The following is a 26,049-nucleotide window of genomic DNA, read 5'->3' on the forward strand; positions in this document are numbered from 1 at the left end:
CCGCGCCGCGGCTTTTCAGGACATGGCGGCTTCAGCCACCTCCGATGCCGCGGGCTTTGAAATGCTCTCATTCCCGACGATGAACCCGAGCGCTGCGATTCCGGGAAGGAAGAAGTAACCTCCTCCCAACGTTGTCGTGAAAGTCGCCAGGGAAATCTCTTCACCGCTCGCCAAGCCCGGCATGGAGAAAGACTTGGGGAAGGTCTTGGGGTCAGACGACCCGACAAACGGATCATCCGCGTGGAGGTTCACGAAACTCGGGTTCCGCACCCAGCGCTGCTGGATGAACTCGAACTGCCGCTCGAGATCCGCGTTGCAGGCGATGAAGAAGATGCCCTTGCGCGTTTTGCCGTCGCTGTCCTCGCGATACGGCCGGCCACGGCGAAGCAGTCTGTGCAGCTTGGTCGACTTGATGCTCGATTGCACATCGACGCCCAGCGTATCTCTCGGATTCACCCGGCGAATGTGAGCTCCCTTCGGACACGTGAAGCCGTTGGCGTCCTCGACACGAAAGCGGAATGCGTCGGCTTTCGAATCCGACACTGGGTTATTCGGGTTGTATTTCCACCCGAGCGGCAAGCCATTCTCCTGGCGGCCCATCAGCTTTTCGCAGATGCCCTGACCGTTCGCCAACCGAAAGGCATCGAACGCCTCCACGTCTTGCTCGATCTGGCGCACGGCCAGGTAGCTTCCGTTCAAGGCAAAGCGACCACCGGGATGCCTGGCGCGGCCCGATTGAGTCCACCCCTCCACGTTTGGGCAGTAGGTGAGTTCGTCATATTCGTTGCGATAGCCGAGGATAAACTCTCCAGGTGAGACGACGCGATCGTCATACAGCGAGCCGGCTTCCGCCTTCGCCGTGCTCAGTCCGACGCCGTCATCTTGCCTCAGTCCCCGGATCACGGGTTGCGCGAGACCGTCGCGGAACCCAAATGCCTCGTGCAATTTCTCTTCCGTGTCGCCTTCTACTTTCCGAAATGAGCAAGGGTCGTTCTCGACCCTGATGACGCAGAACACCTCCTCGTCCACATCTGGAATGAGGGGCCCGGCACCTTTCGGCGTCCACTCGGCAATCAGAACGTGCACGGGGCCGCAGGCGGCACCGTCAACATCGGACCAACGCCATTCCCGGGGATTGTCCCTCAGAAGTAGCGCACGCTCGTCGCTACCCATGCCCCTGCGGAATGGTGTCGGGAATGGATGCTCTTTGGTTTCCATGCATCCGAGCTTGGTGAGCCCTGAAAAGCTGAACGCGATCGCCGCAGCGCTCTCAATCGGATGCGTTCTCGATTTCCCGACGTCATGTGCGCTGGCGACCACTCCACTCGCAACGAGTTTTACGAGCCACGCGCGCGCCGCGTTCTCTTGACCGTCTTTGATCGTCAGCAACCAGAAGCGGCTGCTCTTCAGCCAACTGTAGCCGCTCCTCAGCATTCCCTGGATGTCATCGAACTGCTTCGAAAGATGCGGCGCCTGCGCTTTCATGATTCGATGGCCCTCATAATCAGGTCGTCATTGCTGTCGTTGCGCTCCCCGAACAGAGCGTCGCGAAGCCCGGTGGCGAGGTTGATCTCGTCGATCGTTTCCTTGCGCGCGTCGAAGCGAAACATATGCGGAAGCATGCTGTCGCGCGCATATGACTTGAACCTCAGCTCGCACTTCACGCCTCGGAACAGGATAAATCGCGTCGGCGGGAAGCTGCGCGGCTCGTCGACGGCGGGCTGGCCGATCGCCGCCGATCCGCGGCGCTTCAGCGTGGTCCACCGCCACGCCAAGGTCGTTCCGATCGACGCGCCATTGATGAAATCGTCGAGATAGCCGCCAAAACTGCCATCATAATTCGAGCAGAACAGATAGCGGCGCCCCTCCTCGATGATGTGCCAGTGGCCGAAATGAATGCCCGGGGCACTACCCAGACGGCCTTCGGTGAAGAACACCCGTCCAAACAGTGTCACGATGCGCAGCGACGCCCGGATCCACCAGGCACTCCAGCCATTCCGACTACGGATATCCGTCAGGCTGACCATGTGCGCGGTTTCGCGCACCACCAGACCTTCGCACTGGTCAATCGACGTATGGACCTGTTGTGCGCGAGGCACATCGTCTTCGTAGGGATGAAAGAACCAGTTGCCGACCGCCGCAAGCTGCTGATCGATCCGGGAAAGCACGCCGACGACGCAGAACAACGCGATGATCGCGAGGACGAAGAAGAGGACAATCTGCCATCCGAGGAATCTCGCAGTCAATGCATCGTACGCGTCCACGATCGCCGCGGGATAGAAGGTGAAGACCAGCGCGAATGCGACGACGGCCAGGACGATCGGCACGCCGACGATCCAGCCGACCCAATAGGTGGACCATGACGACCACGTCTCCGTGGGCCGGTCGAGTTCGCGACCCACACTCTCCAGCCAGCGCCGCCACGACTTGGACACCGCCGGCAGTGCGATCAGGACCAGCCATGCCAGATACCCGACCCCGACCAGCGCCAGTACACCACGGATGCTGACCCAGATCACCCAGCTGCTCGCCTCGCAAACGGCGTCCGCCACGGTCTGCACGCCGGAATATGGTGCGCCGAACAGCCAGGTGTAGACGCCAACCAGGCCACGCGGCACCGCGCCCACCAGCCAGACCGCGGCCAGCCACAGCACGAAGATCGTCAGCACATAGCCGAGCTTTGCGGAGATACTTGCGCCCTTCCCGCGCCACCAGGATCGCGGAGCAGGCGCGATCGCCCAATCGAATTGCGGGTTCTTGAATGCCCGTTGTGCGAGCGCGAGCGCGAACGATGCACGGTCATCGCCGTACTGCTCCGTTGCCTTCATGGCCCGCGCTTCGTCCCGCGTCCATTCAAGCAGCTCCTGCTCCTTCTCGATCTGTCGGGCCGTTCGGTCGCGGGCGCCGATGAAGCCGCCATCGGCGATGCTGAGGCACTTCATCAGCTTTTTGTGCAATTGACTGTTGCGATCGCTCTGCCGCGCTGGACCACCGCCGGGCCAGAACCTGCTGTAGAGCGACCACATCGCTTCGCTTGGATGACAGACGAGCCGGTAGAGCATATCGTCGGGATCGATACCCTCTTCGATGGCAAGCTCGAGCATCAGCAAGGGCCTCGGATCGTCCGCATCCGCCCTCGCCGGCAGTAGCGCGATCGAGGCGAACTGGACCACCTCTACGTTCGCGAACAGCGCGCTCAGCGCAGTGCAAACAGGGCTGTTTTCCGAAAGATCAGTCGTGCCGTCCCAGCCTGGCACAACGATGCAGATCATCTGCTGGCGGACCATCTCGAGCATGCCCGTCCCCCTCCCGCCTGCTAAATGAAACTCACGCGCATGCGCGACATCAGCGGTCCGTCGTAGGTGATGGCCTTGCCCTCACGCTGCGCCAGTTGCAGCTCGGGCAGGATCAACAGGCCAATCAGCGCACTGGTCAGGATCTCGACCGCGTAAACCATGGCGGGACACTGGCGAGTGCCGTAGCCGAACATCAACCACCGCAGATCCTCGTCCTTGCCCCAGTTGCGCGCGGGACAGAACTTGTTGCTGTCCTTCACAACATTGGAATCGAACAAGCTCGCAATCGACCAGATCGTCATTTTTCCGCCGGCGGAGCACGTTGCATTGTGCCGCGCGCCCGTTTCGAATTCCGTGTCGCGCGGCACATTGCGCGCGAGCAGCGGAAAGATCGGCCGGAAGCGCATGAGCTCGAGCACATGGTTTCGCACCAAGTCGCGGAAGGCCCTATTCTGCCAAACTTCGGGCGGGCCGATTTGCTGGAGCCGCCGCGCCTCCTCTCGCAGAGCCTTGTGAACCTTGGGGCGACCCAGAAGCTCTTGCACGGCAAGGGCCCCCGACTGCACCGTCACCGGATGCGAAATCCAAGCAAGTCCGACTGCGTTTCGCTCAATGTCGGCAGAACCCGGCAAGCCCCACGCATTTTGAATGTCGGTTTTCACGCCCGCGATGCGCGACTTCAGCGCGTCTGCGTTGAGCTCGGCCCTGCGCTGCACCCTCAGCGTCGCCGAACTTCCGGCCAGGAGCTGCCCCGCCACATAGCGGATCTCCAGGAGATATTGCCGTTGCAGTCCCTGGTCGCTGACGTTGCCGTTGGCGCCCGCAGCCACCTTGTCCGTCGCCGCGCCGAACAAGGGATACATGGCAAGAAACACGATCCACATCAGGTAGTCGTCAATGAGATCGAACGATTTGTTCGTCCCGAGCGCCTGGAGGGTTTGAACGTATTGTTGGACTGCCACGTCGGCTGCGGCCGGCAACGTCGGTTTCAGTTGAGCCAGCCGATCATCCAGCAAACGCCTGTCGGCGACATAGGTCGGACCGGGATCCATGCCGATCAGATAGTCGCCGGCCGAGAGGTTGGCAGCATGCGCCGTGTTCGAGAAGCTGTTCGGCCTCTTCAGCACCGCTTTGACGGCGCTCGCCCGCGCCGCCATGCCCAACCAGCCGCCGACGAACGGCCAGCGCCGAAGCACTTTTCCGATCGCGCGCAAGGCGCCCGGATGGCGATTGGCCCAACAAAAGATCCCGTAGGAGATGCTGCGAACTCCCGGCGGCAAGGCATCGGGCTCGGGGGTCGTGTTTTTCATGCTGGGTGCCAATCCTGGTGTCGCGTTGCAAGCGCTGCAGCGGCCCGCTTCTGGTAGAAGGCCATGCCGAGACGACGCGCCGCGTCGGAGGTCTGTGCGAAGCATGCCCTGGCCGCGGCCTCGTCGCCCGCGCGCCGCAGTGTCACGGCCAGCTCGTAAAGAGCTTCCGTCCGGTGCCCGTACTCTTCGCCGGCCTGGTCGACTGCCTTGCGTCCGGTGCTGATCGCATCGTTCAGGTTTCCGAGAGCGCGATAAGCAACACTGAGGCCGACGCGCATGAACGTCCTGCCGTAAGGACCGGCCGCGTCGTAAATCCGGTCTGCGAAGCCTTTTTCAAGCACCGCGACTGCTTCGGAGGCCTTGCCTTTGCGCGCAAGTGCGTTGCCGAGCACCCCCCAGCAACACGCCAGCGTGGTCGGCACGTTGTGCGTGATGCATTGCTGCACGGACTTGCGCATCAAGGCCTCTGCATCGTCGAGTTCCTCCTTCTCGACCCAGATCTGCGCCTGGACCGTGTCGACCAGCAGACGCGAATATGGATGATCGGCCTTGGACAGAATCTCGTAGGCCAGGGTGCAGACCTCGTGGGCCGCTTCGTAATCGCCGAGGCGCCACAGCGTGCTGGCATGGAATGCGTACAGGTTGATGATGGGGATGACAGCCCATCCGGGTTGGACATAGTGCCCAGCCAACTCGGGCCCGTACTCGGCCAGCAGGACACCGCCCTCGGCGCCCGCCTCCGCATACCGACCGAGAGCATGGAAATGCATCAGGCGCGCCTGATGCGCCGCCATCACCATACGACGACGCTGCGCAAGGCGGGCGGCTTCCAGGCCCTGTGTTGCATGCCGCAGGCCTTGCTCGAAGCGTCCGCGCATCCACAGAAACACCGCCGTCTGCGTCGAAACCGATGCGCGTGCAGGCTGGTCATTCAGCTGCGCGGCAATTGCTTCCGCGCGTTCCATGTTGTTGAAGATCTCGTCGATGTGTCCGAGGGCCATCATGGCGCCGATGGCTTCCAGCCGGAGCGCGAGTTCCAAGGCCTGCGCGGTCGGCGCGCGGTCGGCGCGGCGAGCCGCTTCAATGCCCATCTCGAAGAGTTGCAGAGCTTCCTGATTGGCCGAGCGCGAGATGGCACGCGCCATCGACTTCACTGCATATCTTGCCGCATGCTCCCATTCCTCGCCCTGGAAGGCGTGATGGGCCAGGGCCGGCGCCGCATCGGCGTCCTCGGCACCGGGTTGCGACTGCAAGGCCAGGAAAGCGAGCCGATGCAGCGCCTTGAGGCGGGCGCGGGTCAGCGTCCCCAGCACGACGTCTCTGACCAGTGCATGACGGAACACGAAAGCGTGCTGCTCCAGGGAACGCCCCGTGGGATCGGGGCTCGTCAGCAAGCCGGACGAGACGCAAAGACCAAGCAATTCCTCGGTGCGCGCGAGGTCTTCGTCCTGCATCGCGGCGATCAGCTCTCGCGTGATGGGATCGCCGAGAACGCTCGCCGCCTCCAATGCCGACTTTGCGGCATCAGGCAGCCTGTCGACCCGCGCCCCGATTACGGCGGCGATCGACCCCGGGACTCGCAACTCCCCAAGGGGCCGCTGTAAACGGTAGGCGCCCGGCGTCCCCTCGAGTGATCCGTCATCGATCAGCGTGATGACGAGTTGCTCCATGAAGAAGGGATTGCCGTCGGCGCGGCGAACCAGCTCGCTGGTCACTCCCAGCAGGGAGGGATCATCGCCGAGCAAGGCCCGCGCGAGGGCGAGCATCTCCCCGTTCCGGAGGGGCTCGACCAGGTGCTCGGCGAACCACGTCGTCTGTCCCCATTGATGCTCGAAATCCGGACGGTAGCTGACACAGATCATGACCGGCAGACCCTGGAGCCGGGGCAACAAGGCCTCGAACAGCCGCCGGCTGTCGCGATCGGCCAGGAACACATCCTCGAGCACCAGCACGAACGGACCTGCCTGGACCCGCTGGCGAACGAGCCACAGCAGCGCCTCGCCGATACGGCGCCGCCTTTGCGCCGGATTGAGCGCCAGCCATGCTTCGTTCGGCACGGCGAGCCCGAGCAGATCGCTCAAAGCCGGGAGATGGTCGGCGCCTTCTGCCGGCCATTTCGCGAGCAAGACCTGCACAGCGGTCTGCTTGACGTCGCTCGCGATCGTGCGAGGCAGCTCCAACAGACTTGCGATCAGATCGGCCGCGGTGCTGTACGCTCTCGTGCTCGCATAACCTCTCGCCTGCGCGATGCACAGGTTCACACCGTGGCCTGCGAGAGCGCCTGTCCAATCGCCGATCAGGCGGGACTTTCCGACGCCGGCATCGCCGCGCAGCCCAATCGTCCGCATGGCGCCCGTCCTGGCGATCTCGAGCTCGCTCGCCAGCACAGTCAGCAACTCCTGGCGTCCGACCAGCGGCGCCCAGCGCTGCTTTCGCGTCAACGGCGCGGCCGCCGAGCTTTCGGTCTCGACCACGACTTCATGAAGTTCGATCGGGGCAACCAATCCACGCACGGGCTTTATTCCGACCTGCCGTGTGTCGATCTGCTGTGCGACCAGGCGCTGCGTCGCCGCGCTGATCAAGATGCCGCCCGGCCGCGCCAGCTTCTCAAGCCGCGACGCGATGTGGATCGTCTGGCCGTCCGCACCGTAATGCGACCACTGGTACTGTCCGACGATACCGACCAGGACCTCGCCGGAGTTGATGCCGATGCGCAGCGTCGGGCTGGCGACGCCTTGCGCTTCGTGGCCGGGAATGGTTGCCCTCTGCATCTTCAGAGCGGCCATGCAGGCCCGCAAGGCGTGATCTTCCTGCGCCAGAGGCGCGCCGAACAATGCAACGAGGCCGTCTCCCAGCAATTGGCTGACGGTGCCTCCAAAGGTTTCGACTGCATCGGCAAGCAGGTTCAGCGTCCTGCCGAGATAGTTCCGGGATTCCTCGGGGTCTGCGTGCTGCAACAATGAGGTCGAGTCGCAGACGTCGACGAACAGCACGCTGACCTGTTTGTTCTCGGTCAGCAGCTGCGCCCGCGAGGTGGGATGTTGCGAAGCGGATCGCGCCTCGCGCTCCGTTACGCCTGAGGTTGAGGGCCCGGAAGACTTGTCGGCGGCACGGTTTAGACCGGCGCCGCATTGCGAGCAGAATCGGTGCTCTAGTTCGACTCGGGCTGAGCAAGCAGGACACCTGGTCACGGCACTACGCACTCATCAATGGCTTCAACGAATAACCGACGCTCATCCGCATGATCATCGTCTCTGAAGGACGTGAACCTGCGCGCAAAACGAGTGGCGGGAAGGCCTGGCCAACATGGCGAAGGTCTTTCCGCCGGTAACAATCAAGACGTCGATATGCCCTTCGCGCGGCATATCCATGCTAGGCAGGTGCCAATTCCGAAATGCCGGCACCTCATGCAAACGAATAAACTTGTGTCCTGCCCTTCGAGGCCGCGAGGCCAACCTTGATCCCGAATAGGAGCCGCCTGAATCAAACCAATGGATCTAGACCAAAGGCGAATCTAGCCAAAGGTCCTGCGCCGATCGAAGTCGCGCGTTGCCGACGAACATGTCTGATGAAAGCGCGATTGACGCGCTCATCTCAGCGCATCATTCCGCGGCGGATGAAAACCAGCTTGAAAAAACCAACGCCATTATATGCCCTATCAAAAATTGAATTCATTATACGCGCCTAGCCAAAATTGAAAAGGACGAATCCGTAAAAGCCCGGGGGTCCGGGAGTCAGGCCGCGAACAAGGCTCGATTATTCCATCCAATGGCGAACGCGTGGTTTTCCTGCCTTTTGCGCGCGCTTGCGCGCGGGCTCGACGGTCGCCGGGGTTCCGCACCGGCTGATCTCGGGGAAGAATGCCCCGCCCTCACCCCAACAGCGCATCGAACAACAACTTCAGGTTGAGGATCACGATAACGCCGGCGACGATCCAGGCAATCGCGGCAACTCTGCGGGAAATCGCGAACTTGCCCATCTTGCGTCGGTCGGAGACGAAGCGCACCAGCGGAATGACCGCGAACGGAAGCTGCATCGACAACACGACCTGGCTGAACACCAGGAGTTGCCCGGTACCCTGCTCGCCGTAGAGCGCGGTGACGACGATCACGGGAACGATCGCGATGCCGCGCGTGAGCAACCGGCGCGCCCAGCTCGGCAGGCGCAGGTCGAGAAAGCCTTCCATCACGATCTGGCCGGCCAGCGTCGCGGTCACCGTGGAGTTGAGGCCGGAGGCGAGCAACGCCACTGCGAACAAGGTCGAGGCGATGCCAAGTCCAAGCAGCGGCGACAGCAACTCGAAGGCCTGGCTAATCTCGGCGACGTCGGAATGGCCGCTCTTGTGGAAGGTCGCGGCCGCGACCACCAGGATCGCGGCGTTGATGAAGAGCGCCAGCATCAGCGCCACCGTGGAGTCGGTCGTCGCCCATGTTATCGCCTCGCGCCGACCTTCGTCGGTCCGCTCATAGGCGCGGGTCTGCACGATCGAGGAGTGCAGATAGAGATTATGCGGCATCACGGTGGCACCGATGATGCCGATCGCAATGTAGAGCATCTCGGGATTGGTGAAGATCTCCGTCCGCGGCGCAAATCCACGGATCACCTCCGCGACCGGCGGCGCCGCCGCGGCAATCTGGATCGCAAAGCAGACAGCGATCACGACGAGCAGCGACATCACGAAGGCTTCAAGGAAACGAAAGCCGCGGTTCATCAGAAGCAGCAGGAGAAAAGCGTCGAGCGCGGCGATCAGCGCGCCGCCGATCAAGGGGATGCCGAACAGCAGCTTGAGGGCGATCGCCGTGCCGATGACCTCGGCGAGATCGCAGGCGATGATTGCCGCCTCGCAGGCGAGCCACAGCATCCCGTTCACCGCCGGCGAGTAGGTCGCGCGGCAGGCCTGCGCAAGATCGCGGTCGGTGACGATGCCGAGCCTTGCGGCCAGCGACTGGAGCAGGATCGCCATCAGATTCGAAAGCAGGATGACCGAGAGCAGCGTGTAGCCAAACTTCGAACCGCCGGCGAGGTCGGTCGCCCAGTTGCCGGGATCCATGTAACCGACCGAGACGAGATAGCCGGGGCCGACAAAGGCAAGCAGCCGGCGCCACCACGCTGCGGCGGCGGGGATCGCGACCGTGCCGTTCACCTCGGCCAAGCTCTTCGTGGTGGGCACGTCTGTGCGCCAGCCAGCTGCGTCGGGGGTCAGATCGGGTGATCGGGCATCCATGGACAGAAAGAATACCGAACTAGGTGCTTATTGCAACTCATTTGCAACTGCATCTAGCCGCATTGGTTCCCGTGATGAGGCGCACGACCGGGATTGTCGGGAAGCGGGTGGGTTTGGTGGTCCTTCGGGGCGGATACTGGCCTTCAGATCGATTTCCAGGGAATGACCGATGTCAACGACCCCTTGCCTTCCGGACACGTTCAACCGCCTCGCCTGGTCCAATCTTGCGGCGCAATCGGCGGAACAGATCGCGCTGGCCGCCGCCCCCATCGTCGCGGTGCTGACGCTGGGCGTCGCTGAAGGCCAGACCGGCCTGCTCCAGACCGCCCTCACCCTGCCCTTCGTGCTGTTTGCGATTCCGGCCGGCCTGCTCGCCGACCGCATCTCCCGGCGCGCGCTGATGGCCGGCGCCGAGGCGCTGCGGGCTGCGGCGCTTGCGGTCATCGTGATCCTGATTGCGCTTGGCGCGCTCAACCTGCCACTGCTCGCAGCGCTGGGCTTTGCGGCGGTCTGCGGCACGGTCGTCTACAGCGTGGCAGCGCCGGCGCTGGTGCCTTCGCTGGTTGGACCGGAGCTGCTGCCTGCCGCGAATGCGCGAATTGAGCTTGCGCGCACGATCGCGTTTGCGAGCGGTCCCGCACTCGGCGGCGCACTGGTCGGCTGGCTTGGCGCCAGCCCGGCCTTCGGCTTTGCGGCCGCGCTTTCGGCGATCGCGGTGGTGCTGCTCGCCGGCCTCTACGAGCCCGCGCGCGCAGCCGCGCCGCGACGGCACCCGCTGCAGGAGATCCGCGAGGGCGCTGCCTTCGTCTTCCATCACCCGCTGTTGCGGCCGGTGTTCGTCACCCAGTTCATCTTCAACACAGGCTGGTTCCTTCAGCTTGCGGTGTTCGTGCCCTATGCGGTGCGCCATCTCAGCCTCTCGGCGACCGGCGTCGGCGTGGTGCTTGCGATGTATGGCGTCGGCATGGTGATCGGCGCATTGGTCGCGACGCGGGTGATGCGGCGCCTCGCCTTCGGCATGGTGGTCGGACTTGGACCGGTGACCGGGTTCGTTGCTGCCCTCGTGATGGCGCTGACGGTGCTGGTGCCTGCGGCATGGCTCGCATGCTTGAGCTTCTTCCTGCTCGGCGTCGGCCCGATCCTCTGGGTGATCTCGACCACCACGCTGCGCCAATCGGTGACGCCGCCGCGCCTGCTCGGCCGCGTCTCCGCCATCAACATCATGAGCTACGGCGCACGCCCGCTCGGCTCGGCGCTGGGCGCGATCGTCGGCGGGTTTTATAGCGCGGAGGCATGCCTCTATCTCGCAGCCGCGATCTTCGCCGTGCAGGCGCTGGTGATCTGGCTCTCGCCGGCAGTCGCGCTGGACCGGCAGCCGGAGATGGTCGGCGACGAGGCGGCGGCGCGCGCTTGCTGATCGGGCCCGGGCGGACGACGGTCACTCGCCTCGAGCATGATCCGGAAAAGTGCGGAGCGGTTTTCCGAAAAGATCATGCTCAAACGACAACCTAAAGCGCGATGACGTTTCATCCCAATCTCATCGCGCTTTAGCGATCGAAGGCCCGGGCCAAACGCGCAATCGCCGGCGCAATGATCTGGCGCGGAAAACCGCTGAAGCCCAGCATCAGCGCCGATTGCGCCGGTGCCTCAAGATACAGAGGGCTCATCGCGCGAACGACGACGCCGTGCTCGCGCGACCGCCGTTCGATAGTTACGTCCGAGAGTCCCGATCGCGTGTAGGCGACCAGGTGCATCCCCTGGTCCGGCGGTTCGACGCTCAGGTGATCGCTCAGCCGGCGCCTGAGGGCCGCGACGAGTGTATCTCGTTGAAGGCGGTACACCTCCCGCATTCTGCGGATGTGAGCCGCAAAATGCCCCTCCTCCATGAAGGCGGCGACGACCGCCTGGCACAGGCTGGGCGGCTGGCGGTCCATCAGATAGCGCGCGGCGACGAAGTTCCGCACGAGTGAATCCGGCACGACCGCGTAGCCGAGCCGAAGTCCCGGGAAGAGCGCCTTGTTGAGAGTTCCGACGTAAATCACGCGCCCGGCTTCATCGAGGCCCTGGAGCGAAGCGAGTGGCCGGCCGCCATATCTGAATTCGCTGGCGTAGTCGTCCTCGATGATCCAGGCGCCCGACTCTCGGGCCCAGCCAAGCAGTTCGAGGCGGCGCGCCATCGACAGGGGCACGCCCTTTGGAAACTGATGCGAGGCAGTTATGAACACAGCGCGCGCTTTGGGCGCGCGACGGATGCCTTCGGCGACGTTAATGCCGTGCTGGTCCACCGGGATGGGGAAAACCTTCGCGCCTGCTGCGATGAGCGCAAGACGGGTCAAGGTGTAGCCGGGATCTTCAGTCCAGGCCTCCTTGTCCGGCCCCGGCATGATGCGGGCCACGATGTCGACGGCCTGTTGCGTGCCAGCAGTGAGCACGATCTGGTCGGGCCCGCAGCGCACGCCGCGTGCGGCCCGAAGATAGTCGCAAAGCGATTTGCGCAGCTCTGGCAAGCCGCGGGGATCGCCATAGCCGAGGTGATGCCGTCCAAAAGACCGCAGCGTGCGCGCGGTAAGCTTGCGCCACAATTCGGCGCTACGCGCGTCCAGCAGGGTCCTCCCCAGGTTGAAGGGACGTTCATCGTCTCGCGCCGTCACGTCGACGAAATCGCCGAGTTCAGCGAAGGTGGTGACAGCCGATGCAGGCCGCACCTTTCGGTCCTGAAAGGCCGCGAACGGCTCGGGAAGATCGAAGGCCACGTAGGTCCCAGCACCTCTCCTGCCGACGGCATAGCCCTCGGCAAGAAGCTGCTCGAAAGCCGAGACGACTGCGGAGCGCGAAACTCCGAGCTGCGTTGCGAGTTCGCGTGTCGAGGGCAGCTTGGTCGCGGGACGGAGCGCTCCCGACAAGATCGCCGAGCGCAGCCGCAGATAAATCTGGCGGAACACGGGCGCATCTGCCGCGCGATCCACCTCGAACGCATAAAGCTCTGCCCAGCTTTGCCGACTCTTCACGTGTTCTCCCCAACAACTGAGCTGCGCGTCAGGACAAGTGGTATGCCTCAACGAAACGAAGTGGACCTTTCTATAAGACCACTGAAATCTTATCCAATTTTCGGATAACGACGAAATTGCCGCTCAGCGAACAACGGTACGGAGCGTCCCCAACCATGAGCTCACCGCAGATCCGTCGCGCAGACCGGGCCATGTCGCACGAGCGGATGCTGGAGATGCTGGCACAAGGCTATAGTGGCCGTCTCGCGACGGTTAGCGAGGACGGTTTCCCCTATTGCATCCCGCTCCTCTATCTCTGGATCGACGGAGAGGTGTATCTCCACACGACAGGTGCCAGAGGACATCTGCGCGCGAACATCGAGCGGGACCGGCGCGTCTGCTTCGAGATCGACGAGCACGATGGTGTCTTCGATTATGGCCGGTTTGAATGCGATTCCGGTCTCGCCTATCGAAGCATATGCCTGTTCGGCCGTGTCAGGATCGTGGACGACAGGGCCGTCAAGCAGCGGTTCTGCGAGGCCTTGATGGTCAAATACGGCAAGCCGGAAACAACGCGACCCAAGGGATTCTTTCCGCGGCTCGATCTCATTACCGTCTATGCGATCGCCATTGAGCGCATGACCGGCAAGGAGACTTCAATGCCGCCGCTTTCCGAACAATGGCCCGCCAGGGACCGGACGAAAACACCCAAAGCCTCAATCCCGCCGGACGGCCCCTAACCCGCCAGATACCGCTCGTAGCTTCCCGTCACCGGCTCGTTCGTGTCGATGTCCGGATCGAGCGTGTAGAGATCCTGCGCGCGGCCGATGCCACGCAGTGCGTAGCGGCCGGTCGAGACGAGATAGCGGCGGCCCGCCGCATCGAGCCCCGCGTAAAACTCCGCCGATGCGAGCAGCTCGCGATCGACCGAGCGGCTCATCGAGGCAATGCGGCTGACCTCGTTGACCGTGGGCCCGACCACCGTGAAATCGAGCCGGTCCTCGCTGCCGATATTGCCGTAGAAGACCTCGCCGACATGCAAGCCGATATAGGCCGACGTGATCGGTCGGCCGTCGGCGGCGCGCCTCGCATTCAGCGCCACGATGTTCTTGCGGAAAAGATGCTCGGCCCGCAGAGCCGCGCGACGCGCCGCCGCCATGTCCTCGCCGGTGAACATCGCGAGCACGCCGTCGCCGATCAGCTTCAGGACGTCGCCGCCGGCGTCGTGGATCGCGTCGATCACAGCCTGCGCATAGTCGTTGAGGAACGGGATGATCTCGTCCGGTCCGATACTCTCGCTGATCCCGGTCGAGCCGCGCAGGTCCGAATACCAGAGCACGGCGCTGATGCGCTCGGTGACGCCGCGTGAGATGCGCCCGCGCAGCACCTGCTCGGAGGCATCGCGGCCGAGGTAGACACGCCCGAGCGTGCGCACGATATCGACCTGCTGGGCGGACTTGACCGTGAGCCCCAGCACCGGCACGAGATCGCGCAGCGCCGCGAGCTCGCTCTCGGCAAAGCCCTCGGGCCGCCGCGTCGTCCAGTAGGAATAGAGGCAGTCCATCTGGCCGAGCGCACCGGTCTCGCCGAAGCGATGCACGAAGGCGAGGATATGCCGATGGCCTTTTTCCGCGAGTTCGCCGATCTGCGAGAAGTCGAGCGATGCGGCGTCCGCGAGATCGAGCTGCATCTCGTCCTCGCCGTGCTCGAGCAGATGATAGAATACCGAGCGGCGCCAGTTCTTGGCTGGATCGCCCTCAGCCGTCGATCCATACTCGAAGACGTCGCTCTCGTTGGTCGGCCCATCGCTCCAGCGGAAGGCGCGCCCCTCATAGATCGGGTGCAGCGTGTCGATGACGACGAGCCCCCGCGACAGCGCGATCCCTTCCGCGCGGCAGCGCTCGCAGAAGCCGCGCAGCATCTCGATCTCGGGCAGTCCGGTGAGCCCCTGGCTGGTCAGCCAGTTGATCAGCGCAAGGCGGGGGATCAATTCCATGGGCCATTATAGCCGCACCTTCGTGACGGACGAAAGGCGGACCTCGCCTCGCACGGCGTCCCGCATGCCGCAGATCGAATATGCCGTGGCCGATGTTGACGTCACCCGCGCCAGGGATGCAAAAGTCAGGCAATGATTTCGCGCATGAGCCAGCGACAACTTCCGATCATTCTGGCGCTCGGCACCACACAGACGCTGGCCTGGGCTTCGAGCTATTACCTGCCGGCCATCCTCGCCGATCCGATCGGACGCGATCTCGGCGTCTCCTCCAACTGGATCTTTGGCGCCTTCTCAGCCTCGCTGGTGATTTCGGCCATGCTCGGCCCGCGCATCGGGCGGCAGATCGATCTCGTCGGCGGACGACAGGTCCTGTCGGCCTCGAACCTGACGATTGCCGGCGGCCTCGTGCTGCTCGGCTTCTCCACCTCCGTCCCGGTGATGGCGATCGCCTGGCTCGTGCTCGGCATCGGCATGGCGCTCGGGCTCTACGATGCGGCCTTCGCCGCGCTCGGACGCATCTACGGCACCGAGGCGCGCGGCTCGATCACCGGCATCACGCTGATGGCGGGATTTGCCTCGACCGTCGGCTGGCCGCTGACGGCCCTCGGGCTTTCGCATATCGGATGGCGCGACACCTGCTTTGCCTGGGCAGCCGCCCACATCCTGATCGGCCTGCCGCTCAACCTCTTGATGCTGCCGAAGGTCAAGGGCGCCAAGGAAGCGGCGACGACGGCCGTCAAGCCGCATATCCCGCTCAACCGCACCATGATCTTTTTGGCCTTCGTCTTTGCCGCGGCCTGGACTGTGACCGGTGCGATGGCGGTGCATTTCCCGCGCATCCTCGAAGCCACTGGCGCGACGCCGGTCGAGGCGATTGCAGCGGGCGCGCTGATCGGGCCGGCGCAGGTCGGCGCGCGGGTTCTCGAGGCGAGCTTTCTGAGCCGCTTTCATCCACTGTGGTCGACGCGGCTTGCCTGCATCACCCACCCGATCGGGGCCGCCGTGATCGCCATCTTCGGCGCTGCCGGTGCAAGCGCCTTTGCCATTCTCCACGGCTCGGGTAACGGCGTTCTCACCATCGCACGCGGAACGCTGCCGCTGTCGATCTACGGACCGAAGAACTACGGCTACCGCCTCGGCATCATCGGTGCGCCGGCACGGATGGCGCAGGCCGTCGCTCCCCTCGCCTTCGGCCTGTTGATCGACGTCATGGGCAGCAAGGTTCTGATCGTGTCGTCGGCGCTGAGCCTCGCAGCGCTAGCGGCGCTGTTCCTGATCCATCCGGAGCGTCGCGGGCCTTCTTGAGGCCCCTTCCCTTCGCGGCTGCTTTCGCGCAAAAAGCAAGGCATGACCAACGACAGCGAGCTATCAGGCACATTCAAGCGTCTCACGCGATGGGCGACCACGCCGCCGCAGGCCTATGGCGTCTATCTCGCCGCCGTGGTGCTGGTGTTCCTGCTGTCGTTCTACGCGGGCAGCCTGAAGCCGAAGAAGGCGCCAGAGGGCGGACCGCCACCCGTGACGCTGCCCAAGAGCTGATCAAGAGCTGATCAGGCAGGCTTCGCCTCACTGGTCGCGATCCAGATGCCGGCGAACACCGCCACGAGGCCAATCAGAAGATTGGGTGTGATCGGCTCGCCCATCAGGAGCGCCGCGAGCGCGGCCGCGGCGATCGGGTTGACCGTCATCGTGTTGGCGACACGGGTCGGCGTGGCGAGCGCGAGCGCCCTCACCCAGAGGATGAAAGCGAGTGCTCCACCGCCGATGCCGAGATAGACGCCGGCGATCCATTGCGCAGTCGTGAAGTGGTCGAGCGCCGCAAAGCTGCCGCGCGCCAGGCCGACCAGTACAAGCGCGATGGCCCCTGCCCCCATCCCGACGGTCAGGAAGCCGAGCGTGCTCGAGCGCTGCATCAGCGGGCGGGACCACACGTTGTAGAAGGCCATGCAGAAGACTGCCGCAGTCATGATCAGTTCGCCGCGCCAGGCTCCGGGCGGGCTTTGCGCCAGGCCCGTCGCGAGCGCGGCCAGGACGCCGAGCACGGCAACGCCGACGCCAACCGCCTTGCGCACCGTCAGACGCTCGACGCCAAGCAGCGCGCCGACCACCATGGTGTGAAGCGGCAGCGTCGCGAGCGCGAGGCTGGCCCGCGCCGCTGTCGTGTAGGAGATCGCGATATTGTAGAGGATGAAGAACAGGCCGAAGAAGCTGAGGCCGAGCAGTAGCACCGCCGGCAGGTCACGCCGCGACGGCCACCGCGCGCCGAGCCACAGCGCAACCGGCAGCAGGCAGGCGAACCCAATTCCCCAGCGCAGGATGGCCAGCAGGATCGGATCGGCACCACCGACAAGATAGCGCGTGATCGCCGCCGCGGTGCCGCCGATGCTGCTGGACAAAAGCGCGATCGCAACGCCCGGCCATTCGCCCAAGCCTGCTCCCAAAGGCTGCCTCCTTCGCGAAGCCAGTTGGGCATCCTCCTAGCACCACCCTGCTGACAGCATCGTGGCAGCAGCCCTTCCGCTGCCCGGGCGACGTCAGTCGTAAAACTCCGGCGCCATCTTCAGGCTGTCGCGCTGCGCCTTGTCGTGGTTGATCCAGAGCTGCGCCTTCTCCTTGGCAAGCACGTCGGCGATCTTCTGCATCGAGGCGACCGTCTGGTCCTTGCTGGCGTTCATGCTGGGCACCACGCGGTTGTCCCAGTTGCTTTTGAAGTGCACGGCATCGCCCGACAGCACCACCGCGCCGGTCTTCGGCAGTTTCACCAGCAGCGACTGGTGTCCCGGCGTGTGGCCGGGCGTTGCGAGAATGGTCAGGCTGCCGTCGCCGAACACGTCCTTGTCGCCGTCGAGCAGCACGACGGGATGCGACGGCTTGAAGCGCGGCTCATTGTTGGGACCGGGCCACTCATATTCAGCCTTCTGAACATGCAGGACTGCCTGCGGAAACATCTCGACATTGCCGGTGTGGTCGGGATGCGTGTGCGACACCGCCATCCATTTGATATCGCTCGGCTTGAGGCCAAGCTGTTCGAGTTGCGCGACCAGCGTCTTCGGCCGGTGCCAGACCGTCGCCTTCGGGTCGGAGGGAACGAGGCCATTCGGCATCGATGCAACCGCATCGGGGACACCGGTATCCCACAGGAACCAGCCCCGGCTGTGCTTGATCAGGTAGCAGCTATCGACGAAGTCCATCGGCTTGCCCTCGTTCATGCCCGGCGTCCAGCGCGACACGTCGCTGGTGGCACCCTCCCCGCAATTGAGGATGTAGAGTTTTTCGACACCCGGCTTTTCCGATTGGGCCGAGGCGGTTTGGGTAAGCAAGGCGAACGCGATTGCGGCGAGCGCGAAACTGATCCGGGGCATCATTCTGGTTCCTTATTTTTCGGAAGCGGCGCGCCGGCGACACATCCGTGACCGCTGACGAAACCCCGGCGACGCCAGGGAATTCCCCCCGGGCCCAAACACGTCAATGTGGGCAGGTTTCCACCTCGACGGTGACATGGCTGAGCCCCTTCAGCCCCGCGAGCCGCTTCTTGTAGACGGCCGGCTGCTTGGGCTTGTCGGAGACGAGCGAGACCAGCACGGCGCGGTGGCCGGGACCGACCTGCCAGAGATGCAGATCGGTGACGCGGTCCTCGCCCACCTCCATGCGGGCGCGTATGACCTTTTCCAGCTTCTCGTCGGCCCGGACGTCGAGCAGCACCGCACCCGAGGCCTTGATCAGGCCGAACGCCCAGCTCGCGATCACCACGCTGCCGATCAGGCCGACGGCCGGATCGGCCCAGACCCATCCAGAATACATGGCGACGACGAGCGCGCCGATCGCCAGCACCGAGGTCGCCGCATCCGCCATCACATGGACGTAGGCCGCGCGGAGATTATGGTCGCGATGATGGTGGTGATGATCATGATCGTGGTCGTCGTCATGTGCATGGCCATGATCGTGGCCGTGATGGTGATGATCATGGCTGTCGCGGAGCAGCAAGGCGCTGACGAGATTGACGCAGAGGCCGAGCACGGCCACCGCGATCGCCTCGCCATAGACGATCGGCACCGGCGAGACCAGCCGCAGCACGCTCTCATAGGCGATCTGGACCGCGATCAGCCCCAGGATGATGGCGCTGGAAAAAGCGGCGAGATCGCCGAATTTGCCGGTGCCGAACGTGAAATGCGCATTGCCGAGGTGCTGGCGCGCGAAGCGATAGGCGAACGCCGCGATCCCGAGCGCCGCCGCATGCGTTCCCATGTGCCAACCGTCGGCGAGCAACGCCATCGAGCCGAACAGCGAGCCGGCGACGATCTCGCCGACCATCATGATGAGCGTCAGCGCCACCACGAACCAGGTGCGCCGCTCGTTCTCGTCATGCTTGTCGCCGAGGAACGCGTGCTCATGCGTCCATTGCTCGATGGAATGTGAGTGCATCGGACATATCTCCGGGAAAGAATCCGTTGCCGGGAATATAGGCCCCGGCAGCAGAACTTTCTAAGGCTCATTGTAAGGCTCATTACCCGCCAAACCCGCGATTGACAGTCATTCGCGGTTTCGGTGTAATGCGGCTCATGGGGATTTGAGCGATCTCCCCACGAGGCGACATGCCCAAGTATCGCGTCCCGTTCACTCTTTACGAGGACGCATCATGTCTACATTCACGACGATATCTTCTGACAAGCTGGCACGGCTGATCGGCACGGCCAATTCCCCTGCTTTGATCGACGTTCGTACGGAGGAGGATTTTGCCGCCGACCGGCGGCTGATCCCCGGCTCCATCAAGCTCAGCCACGACAAGGTTCCGGAATGGGGCGGCGAATTCGCCGGCCGCTCGGTCATCGTCTCCTGCCTGCGCGGCGAGAAGCTCGCGCAGGGCACGGCGGCCTGGCTGCGGCAGCTCGGCGTGCAGGCCGAAACGCTCGAAGGCGGTTTCGAGGGCTGGAAAGCGGCTAAGCTGCCGCTCGTCGACACCACCAAGCTGCCGAAGCGGGATGCCAGAGGCCGCACCGTCTGGGTGACGCGGGCGCGGCCGAAGGTCGATCGTATCGCCTGCCCCTGGCTGATCCGCCGCTTCGTCGATCCCAATGCGGTGTTCCTGTACGTGGCGCCATCCGAGGTCGTCGGTGTCGGCGAGCGCTTCAATGCCGCGCCCTTCGACATCGAGAATGTGTTCTGGAGCCACCGCGGACAGCTCTGCACCTTCGACGTCATGGTCGAGGAGTTCGGCCTGTCGACTCCGCCCTTGCAGCGGCTCGCGACCCTGGTGCGTGGGGCCGACACCGCGCGGCCCGATCTTGCTCCGGAGGCGCCGGGCCTGCTCGCAGCCTCGCTCGGCCTGTCGCGGATGTATGACGACGACCTCGAGCAGCTCGAGGCCGGCATGCTGCTCTACGATGCCTTCTACCGCTGGTGCCGCGACGCCACCAACGAGACCCACAACTGGCCGACCAACAAAGTGAAGGCATGATGGATACGCGTAATGTCCAAGCAGAAGCTGATGCCGGTCACGGCATCAGCTTCAACGAAGCCTTTCGCGTCTGGCTCCGCGTCGCCTGCCTGAGCTTCGGTGGGCCCGCGGGTCAGATCGCTGTCATGCACCGCATCCTGGTCGAGGAGAAGAACTGGATCTCCGAGGGACGTTTCCTGCATGCGTTGAACTATTGCATGCTGCTGCCGGGACCGGAGGCGCAGCAGCTTGCGACCTACATCGGCTGGCTGATGCACCGGACGGCCGGTGGGTTGATGGCCGGCGGGCTCTTCATCCTGCCCGGCATCATCGCCATCATGGGCCTGAGCTACGTCTATGCCGCATTCGGCAATGTCAGCTTCGTCGAGGCGCTGTTCTTCGGCCTGAAGGCCGCCGTGCTCGCCATCGTCGTCGAGGCCGTGGTGCGCGTCGGCAAGCGCGCGCTGAAGAACCGTGTCATGATCGCGCTTGCGGCCGGTGCCTTCGTCGCGATCTTTTTCTTCGCCGTCCCCTTCCCGTTCATCATCATCGCCGCCGGCGTGATCGGCTACGTCGGCGCCAAAAGCGGCCGCCCGGAATTCGCGCCCGCAGCGCACGGCCATGGCAGCAATGCCGCCGTGATCGACAGTATGCTCGGCGAAGCGGTGCCCGATCATGTCCGCCCTGACACGGCGCGCGCGATCCGCGTCGGCGCGGTGTGGCTGGCGCTCTGGCTCGTCCCGGTGATCGCTCTGCTCGCAGCCTTCGGAGAGGCCAATGTGTTCAGCCAGATCGCGCTGTTCTTCTCCAAGATGGCGCTGGTCACCTTCGGCGGCGCCTATGCGGTGCTCGCCTATGTCGCCCAGCAGGCAGTGGAGCATTACCACTGGCTCAGCGCGCGCGAGATGCTTGATGGTCTCGGCATGGCCGAGACGACGCCAGGTCCCCTGATCATGGTGCTGCAATTCGTGGGCTTCATGGCCGCGTTTCGTGATCCGGGCGGGGTGTCGCCGATGCTCGCCGGCACGCTCGGGGGGCTGCTCGCGACCTGGGTGACCTTCACGCCCTGCTTCCTCTGGATCTTCTTAGGGGCTCCCTATGTCGAGCTCCTGCGCGGCAACAAGGGCCTCGCCGGCGCGCTCAGCGCGATCACCGCGGCCGTCGTCGGCGTGATCCTCAACCTCTCGATCTGGTTCGCGCTGCATACGTTGTTCCGCGAGACCGTCCCGGTGCACGCGTTTCCGCTGTCCTTCGACATGCCGGTGCTGGCAAGCGTCGACATCCCCGCGCTCGTGCTCTCGATCGCGGCCGCGACCGCGATCTTCCGCTTCAAGCTCGGCATGCTGACGGTGCTGGCGGGATCGTGCGCGGCGGGCGTGGCGCTGCGGCTGTTGGGCGTGATCTAAGGAGCTAGAAGAAATTCGGCGCCCAAATGGCACGCCCCATCGCGATCTCACCTGCTGGCGCACGACTGGATAAGGTGTCTAATTGAGGCCAATCGGGGCTAAGCGGCTTGGTGGCCCCGACCGACGTCGCGTTGCTGTATGTCCCGGCTTCCATTCCACACTTTCAGTGCATTCGCTGGGCTTAACAATGCGGTTGGCTGTTGCGCAAGGTTGGCCACCTCCAAGAACTTGGTCGCCAGTGTCGCGTCGCGATGCGCCGCTTGATAAAACTTCGCTATGTACCAGTTGACGAAGCGCACCTGCGCCGTCCGCTTGCCCTCAACGTGGGGGTTCTGCAAATCACTGCCCACGACAATTTGCCAAGGAGCTTCAATAAACCGACCGGCCATCTGGAAGAATCGATGCGCAAGTCCTTGTGTCCCTTTTGCCAAGCACTCACGCAAGGCCAGCGATTCCAGGCAGGCGACCGTCATTCCCTGACCATAGGCTGGATCGAAGCTGCACAAGGCGTCGCCATACACCAGATAGCCTTCTGGAAAGCGAGCCAATTTCTCGTAGTGGCGTCGCAAGTTCGAAACAAACTTGTATTGCGCAAGCGGGGTGAGCGGTTCTGCATTCTGGATCACGTTAAATAATTCCGGCTTTTGCAAGCTACGTGCAAACTCAAGGAAACCGGCATCACCCGCTGGCACCTGATCGCCCATGTAACCGCCTAATGTCACGGTCCAACGCTCGCCTTCCTGTGGCAAAAGGGCACCGAAGCGAAAATCAGGCAAACACGCTCCCATAAGAACGAACTTCCTGCCGTGCAAATAATTCTCCATATGTTCGGGTTTGAGACGATAGAAGCGAGTGACATAGCCAAGATTCACAGTGACCTGCTCCTCTGGCGGTTTTTCGAAACCAAACGCACTCAGCCATGTGGGGCTTGATGAGCCGCGACCGCTGGTATCAATCACGAGATCGGCTTCTATCGTTTCCCTGTCATCCGAACCGTCTTTCGATCGGACGCGGACACCAGTCACACGGCCTGACTGGCGATCAAACACCGGCTCCACAACGTCACGTCGCTCCCGCAGCCGGATATTCGGTAGTTGAACGAGCCGCCGTCGCACGAATCTTTCCAACGTCGGTCGGCTTACCCCGAGCGCGACCATCTTGCTGGGGGCGTGGTGAAGATAGTCGCCGTAGTTGAACCAAAGGCCATCGTTGACCATGTCTGCAGGTACCGCTCCCTGGGCAATTAGCCCCTCAGTGAAGCCGGGAAACGACTGCTCAAGCACCTCGCGCCCGCGGGCAAGCAATCCGTGCGTATGCCGCCCTTGCGGTACGCCCTTGCGAGGATCAGGGGAATCCGGAAGCGCATCACGCTCAAGTATGGTCACTTCGTCGAAATGATCGGCCAAAGCGCGAGCGGCCAAAAGACCACCCATTCCCGCGCCCACCACGATCGCGTGCTTGCCAACGTGCGCCATCGACTCCTCCCAGCATTTGCTTAACCGCAGGACGAAGCAGGACAGTCGTTGAACATTCACCCCGGTAGTATCGATTGCGCCCGGTCCGATATCATCGCGCCTTTCAGCACCACCCGCAAGGCTGCACGCGAACGTCTTTCGGTTCTTGGGGATCCGATCGGGAGACGACGCGACTTCATGTCGAACGGTAACATAATAAACTGCGCATGAGTCAGCAGCTGGCCCTTCGCGACCCTATTGCCCGCCGCGCGGCTTGGTCGCCAACGGGAGCAAAGCAGACCCGGCCTTCGTCGCGTCACACCAATAGTGCTCATTCCGTCGAAAATGACCGAGGACGGATTTTCACATGTCGCGCTGGTTAAGCGGCGCGATTTGTTGCGACTCCCGCAGGTAGGCCTTCAGGGCCTGGCGCAGTGTAGGCAGGATCCACGTCTCGTGTTCAGGCCGGTAGAGACCGGCTTCCCGAAACCATGCGAGAAATTCGGCCTTGCGCCCGGCCAGTAGCAGCGATGTTCCGCGCGCTTCCAGCCGTTCCCGCAAATCGCGAAGTGCATATAATCCGGTCGTGTCGATCTGGCTGACTGGAATTGCATCAATCACAAACCAACGAAGTTCCGGGCCTTCGGCTTCGGCCACCGCCAGCGCTCTCGCCTTGAAGTAATCGGAATTGAAGAAGGTTAGCGGGCCATCGAAGCGGTAGAGCACGAGACCCGGAAACGTCCTGGCGTCTGGATGTCGCTCGATCGAATGCAGACCGGGAAGCCCGTCGACCGTTCCCAGGATTTCGTCCCTGGGCCGCGCGGTCAGCTTGACGAAGCGGACCAGGGCCAGCCCGACAGCGATGAGAATCCCGTTGATGGCGCCCAGCGCGACCACTCCCAGCGTCGTGATCACCGCCAGGACGACCTCGCCGCGATCGATGCTCCAGATTTCGCGTAATGTTCGCGTGTCAAACAGCGAGATCGAAGCGAACACGAGCAATGCGCCCAACGCAGCAATCGGCACATATCGCAAGGGACCGGTCAAAAACAACAACACTGCGGCGATTGCCGCCGCAGCCACCAGGCCAGTCACCTGGGTGCGACCGCCGGCTGAAACGGCCATTGCCGTGCGCGAGTCAGCGCCGGTCACGGCGAACCCTTGCGACAAGGCGGAGGCGAGATTAGCCGCACCAAATGCAGCCAGCTCACGGTCAGCGTCGATCTCGTAGCCGCCCTTCGACGCAAAGCTGCGCGCTGTCAACATGCCACTCGAAAACAGCACGAGAGCGAGCCCCGCCGCGCTACCCAGCAGGGACGGTATGTCCTCCGTTGGAAATCTGGGCAATCGCAGCGGCGGCAGGCCCGCAGGAACCGGCCCCAGAATCGCCACTCCATACCGGTCCAATCCGAACAGTGCGACCGCGGCGCCGGCGGCGATCAATATGATCGGTGCAGCCGGAAGTCGCGGTGCCCAGCGCGCCAGCGCAAACAATATCGCCAGGCTTGCCGCTCCTACGATAAACGTCGGAATCTGCGTCTCCGGAAGCTTGCCGAAGATTTCGAACAGTTGCGGAATGATCCTTTTGGATTCGATGGAAAAGCCGAGCAGCTTGCCGACTTGCCCCAGACAAATGGAAATTGCGACCCCGTTCAAAAGTCCAACGAGGATTGGCTTGGAGAGAAATTCCGCCAGCGCACCGAGCCGCAGGAAACTCGCTGCAATGCAGAACATGCCGGCCAGAAATGTGACTGCGACCGACAGCGACCAGTACAGTTCGACGTTGCCGCCCGCCAGCGGAGCTACTGCGGCTGCGACCATGGCGCACACAGCTGCATCGGGATTCACGATCATTTGCCGCGAAGTGCCGAAGATGGCGTACGCGACCAACGGCAGAATGCTCGAATATAGCCCCACAACCGGATCGAAGCCTGCGAGCTGCGCGTAGGCGATCGCGACCGGCAGGGCCACTGCGGCAACAGAGATTCCCGCCAACAGATCGTGCCGAAAATCATCGGCAAAACCGTAGGACAAGAGTTTGGTCAATCCGGGTGCAATACGCGTCAGACGGTCAGTCATGCCGGACTACGGTAAAGGTACGCCAGAGCGCAGGCCTCGCAACTCTAGCTTCGCGAGCGAACGTCCGCCAGTGGCGCTTCGCCTGAGATGACAGGATCCGCGGAGCAACGACGATGCGGGTGAGACGCAACGTTGCCGCGCGCCAACGCCGGTCATGTCGGCGCGATGGCGATATAGGGAATACAGGCCACGACTATGGCAAGCTGGATCGCATTGCCCAGCATGCCACCCCAATGCAGTCGTCGGAGCCGGCGCGCGGCCTCCGTGTCGCCGGCATCTCCATCACTGATCCGGGCGTCCATCTGCCGCAAAAACCAGCGGCGCGAGCACACGGCGAGTGCCGTGATCAAGCCGACGCCCAGGGCCAGGACCGGGCGGCCGTCCACGGCAACGGCGATCGTGCCTGCGGCACCGGCAACGGCCAATGTCAGGAAGTAGCCGTTGAACATGGCGCGCAACAGCAGGGCGACAGGTCGGACGTCCAGCTTCACCAGCAGAAAGGCCGGTGCCGCCAGCAGCAGATAAAACATCGGAAGCAGCAGGATGATCGTGGCGAACAGGGCGACGTTGTCTGGCATCATTCGAACACCCCCCTCTTTCCTGTGCCGCACAAGGGCTTTCCGGCAGCGCAGTATCGGCTTTGACCTATCACCGGCACCATTGGGCTTTGGTTGGACGCACACTGCTTCCACCGCCCCAAGGCATGATCCGGAAAGGTGTGGAGCGGTTTTCCGAAAAGATCATGCTCAAACAACAACAACCTAAAGCGCGATGACGATTCATCCCAATCTCATCGCGCTTTAGTCTTACTGAGTCAGAAATCCACGGACCAAGCTGGGTGAGAATCGCATATTGAAGGAGAT

Annotated in this window: 21 protein-coding genes; 7 read left to right on the top strand and 14 right to left on the bottom strand. The window is 63.4% G+C overall.

The genetic code is table 11. The features are described 5' to 3' along the window. Nucleotides 1-15 precede the first annotated feature (15 nt). The 5 genes from SO180_RS20740 to SO180_RS20760 all read right to left on the bottom strand — a co-directional run bounded on the left by SO180_RS20740 (nucleotide 16) and on the right by SO180_RS20760 (nucleotide 9,830). Nucleotides 16-1,485: a Dyp-type peroxidase gene (locus tag SO180_RS20740; RefSeq protein WP_449380691.1), complete on the bottom strand. Its 1,470-nt coding sequence runs from the start codon at nucleotides 1,483-1,485 to the stop codon at nucleotides 16-18. Then, nucleotides 1,482-3,296, bottom strand: a complete 1,815-nt coding sequence (locus tag SO180_RS20745; protein ID WP_449380692.1) for a hypothetical protein — start codon at nucleotides 3,294-3,296, stop codon at nucleotides 1,482-1,484. Before SO180_RS20745 ends, SO180_RS20740 begins: the two co-directional genes overlap by 4 nt. Before the next feature lie 20 nt (nucleotides 3,297-3,316). Then, nucleotides 3,317-4,606 (bottom strand): cytochrome P450, encoded by a 1,290-nt coding sequence (locus tag SO180_RS20750; RefSeq protein WP_449380693.1) that lies wholly within the window; start codon nucleotides 4,604-4,606, stop codon nucleotides 3,317-3,319. Then, nucleotides 4,603-7,809, bottom strand: coding sequence for an ATP-binding protein (locus SO180_RS20755; RefSeq protein WP_449380694.1), 3,207 nt, complete (start codon nucleotides 7,807-7,809; stop codon nucleotides 4,603-4,605). The genes SO180_RS20750 and SO180_RS20755 overlap by 4 nt, the downstream gene beginning before the upstream one ends. A 668-nt stretch (nucleotides 7,810-8,477) precedes the next feature. Continuing rightward, the gene (locus tag SO180_RS20760) at nucleotides 8,478-9,830 is read right to left on the bottom strand and encodes an Nramp family divalent metal transporter (RefSeq protein WP_449380695.1); all 1,353 of its coding nucleotides are present in this window, start codon (nucleotides 9,828-9,830) and stop codon (nucleotides 8,478-8,480) included. Nucleotides 9,831-9,999: 169 nt separating this feature from the next. Between SO180_RS20760 and SO180_RS20765 the strand changes: the two genes are divergently transcribed. Beyond that, a complete protein-coding gene (locus SO180_RS20765; protein ID WP_449380696.1) occupies nucleotides 10,000-11,247 on the top strand; it encodes an MFS transporter in 1,248 nt (415 codons plus the stop codon). 130 nt (nucleotides 11,248-11,377) lie between these two features. Here SO180_RS20765 and pdxR read toward each other — a convergent pair whose 3' ends face one another. Next, on the bottom strand, nucleotides 11,378-12,838 hold the full coding sequence (gene pdxR / locus SO180_RS20770) for a MocR-like pyridoxine biosynthesis transcription factor PdxR (RefSeq protein ID WP_449380697.1): 1,461 nt from the start codon (nucleotides 12,836-12,838) through the stop codon (nucleotides 11,378-11,380). A gap of 155 nt (nucleotides 12,839-12,993) precedes the next feature. Between pdxR and SO180_RS20775 the strand changes: the two genes are divergently transcribed. Further along, a complete protein-coding gene (locus tag SO180_RS20775; RefSeq protein WP_449380698.1) occupies nucleotides 12,994-13,557 on the top strand; it encodes a pyridoxamine 5'-phosphate oxidase family protein in 564 nt (187 codons plus the stop codon). Here SO180_RS20775 and SO180_RS20780 read toward each other — a convergent pair. Further along, entirely contained in the window at nucleotides 13,554-14,813 is a 1,260-nt protein-coding gene (locus SO180_RS20780) for an adenylate/guanylate cyclase domain-containing protein (RefSeq protein WP_449380699.1), read from the bottom strand. The genes SO180_RS20775 and SO180_RS20780 overlap by 4 nt on opposite strands. Between SO180_RS20780 and SO180_RS20785 the strand changes: the two genes are divergently transcribed. The 3 genes from SO180_RS20785 to SO180_RS20795 are packed head-to-tail and all read left to right on the top strand — an operon-like array spanning nucleotide 14,812 to nucleotide 16,352. Next, nucleotides 14,812-14,949, top strand: a complete 138-nt coding sequence (locus SO180_RS20785) for a hypothetical protein (protein WP_449380700.1) — start codon at nucleotides 14,812-14,814, stop codon at nucleotides 14,947-14,949. The genes SO180_RS20780 and SO180_RS20785 overlap by 2 nt on opposite strands. A gap of 8 nt (nucleotides 14,950-14,957) precedes the next feature. Then, on the top strand, nucleotides 14,958-16,118 hold the full coding sequence (locus SO180_RS20790; protein ID WP_449380701.1) for an MFS transporter: 1,161 nt from the start codon (nucleotides 14,958-14,960) through the stop codon (nucleotides 16,116-16,118). A 42-nt stretch (nucleotides 16,119-16,160) separates the two neighbouring features. Continuing rightward, a complete protein-coding gene (locus tag SO180_RS20795) occupies nucleotides 16,161-16,352 on the top strand; it encodes a hypothetical protein (RefSeq protein WP_449380702.1) in 192 nt (63 codons plus the stop codon). An 11-nt stretch (nucleotides 16,353-16,363) separates the two neighbouring features. On the opposite strand, the gene SO180_RS20800 is transcribed toward SO180_RS20795, so the two are convergent. The 3 genes from SO180_RS20800 to dmeF all read right to left on the bottom strand — a co-directional run bounded on the left by SO180_RS20800 (nucleotide 16,364) and on the right by dmeF (nucleotide 19,235). After that, entirely contained in the window at nucleotides 16,364-17,242 is an 879-nt protein-coding gene (locus SO180_RS20800) for a DMT family transporter (protein WP_449380711.1), read from the bottom strand. A 105-nt stretch (nucleotides 17,243-17,347) separates the two neighbouring features. Beyond that, nucleotides 17,348-18,178, bottom strand: a complete 831-nt coding sequence (locus SO180_RS20805; RefSeq protein WP_449380703.1) for an N-acyl homoserine lactonase family protein — start codon at nucleotides 18,176-18,178, stop codon at nucleotides 17,348-17,350. A 100-nt stretch (nucleotides 18,179-18,278) separates the two neighbouring features. After that, nucleotides 18,279-19,235 (bottom strand): CDF family Co(II)/Ni(II) efflux transporter DmeF, encoded by a 957-nt coding sequence (gene dmeF, locus SO180_RS20810; protein ID WP_449380704.1) that lies wholly within the window; start codon nucleotides 19,233-19,235, stop codon nucleotides 18,279-18,281. Between the two features lie 214 nt (nucleotides 19,236-19,449). Here dmeF and SO180_RS20815 point away from each other — a divergent pair, with 214 nt between their 5' ends. Continuing rightward, the gene (locus tag SO180_RS20815) at nucleotides 19,450-20,268 is read left to right on the top strand and encodes a chromate resistance protein ChrB domain-containing protein (protein ID WP_449380705.1); all 819 of its coding nucleotides are present in this window, start codon (nucleotides 19,450-19,452) and stop codon (nucleotides 20,266-20,268) included. Continuing rightward, nucleotides 20,268-21,653, top strand: a complete 1,386-nt coding sequence (gene chrA, locus SO180_RS20820) for a chromate efflux transporter (RefSeq protein ID WP_449380712.1) — start codon at nucleotides 20,268-20,270, stop codon at nucleotides 21,651-21,653. The genes SO180_RS20815 and chrA overlap by 1 nt, the downstream gene beginning before the upstream one ends. Before the next feature lie 98 nt (nucleotides 21,654-21,751). On the opposite strand, the gene SO180_RS20825 is transcribed toward chrA, so the two are convergent. The 4 genes from SO180_RS20825 to SO180_RS20840 all read right to left on the bottom strand — a co-directional run. Beyond that, nucleotides 21,752-23,128, bottom strand: a complete 1,377-nt coding sequence (locus SO180_RS20825; RefSeq protein ID WP_449380706.1) for an FAD-dependent oxidoreductase — start codon at nucleotides 23,126-23,128, stop codon at nucleotides 21,752-21,754. Nucleotides 23,129-23,470: 342 nt separating this feature from the next. Continuing rightward, a complete protein-coding gene (locus tag SO180_RS20830) occupies nucleotides 23,471-25,186 on the bottom strand; it encodes a SulP family inorganic anion transporter (protein ID WP_449380707.1) in 1,716 nt (571 codons plus the stop codon). Between the two features lie 152 nt (nucleotides 25,187-25,338). After that, nucleotides 25,339-25,764 carry a hypothetical protein gene (locus tag SO180_RS20835; protein ID WP_449380713.1) on the bottom strand — a complete coding sequence of 142 codons (426 nt, stop codon included), beginning with the start codon at nucleotides 25,762-25,764 and terminating at the stop codon, nucleotides 25,339-25,341. A gap of 70 nt (nucleotides 25,765-25,834) precedes the next feature. Next, a partial coding sequence (locus SO180_RS20840) for a hypothetical protein (RefSeq protein WP_449380708.1) occupies nucleotides 25,835-26,049 on the bottom strand: 215 nt, incomplete at its 5' end.

Source organism: Bradyrhizobium sp. UFLA05-112 (assembly GCF_053572325.1).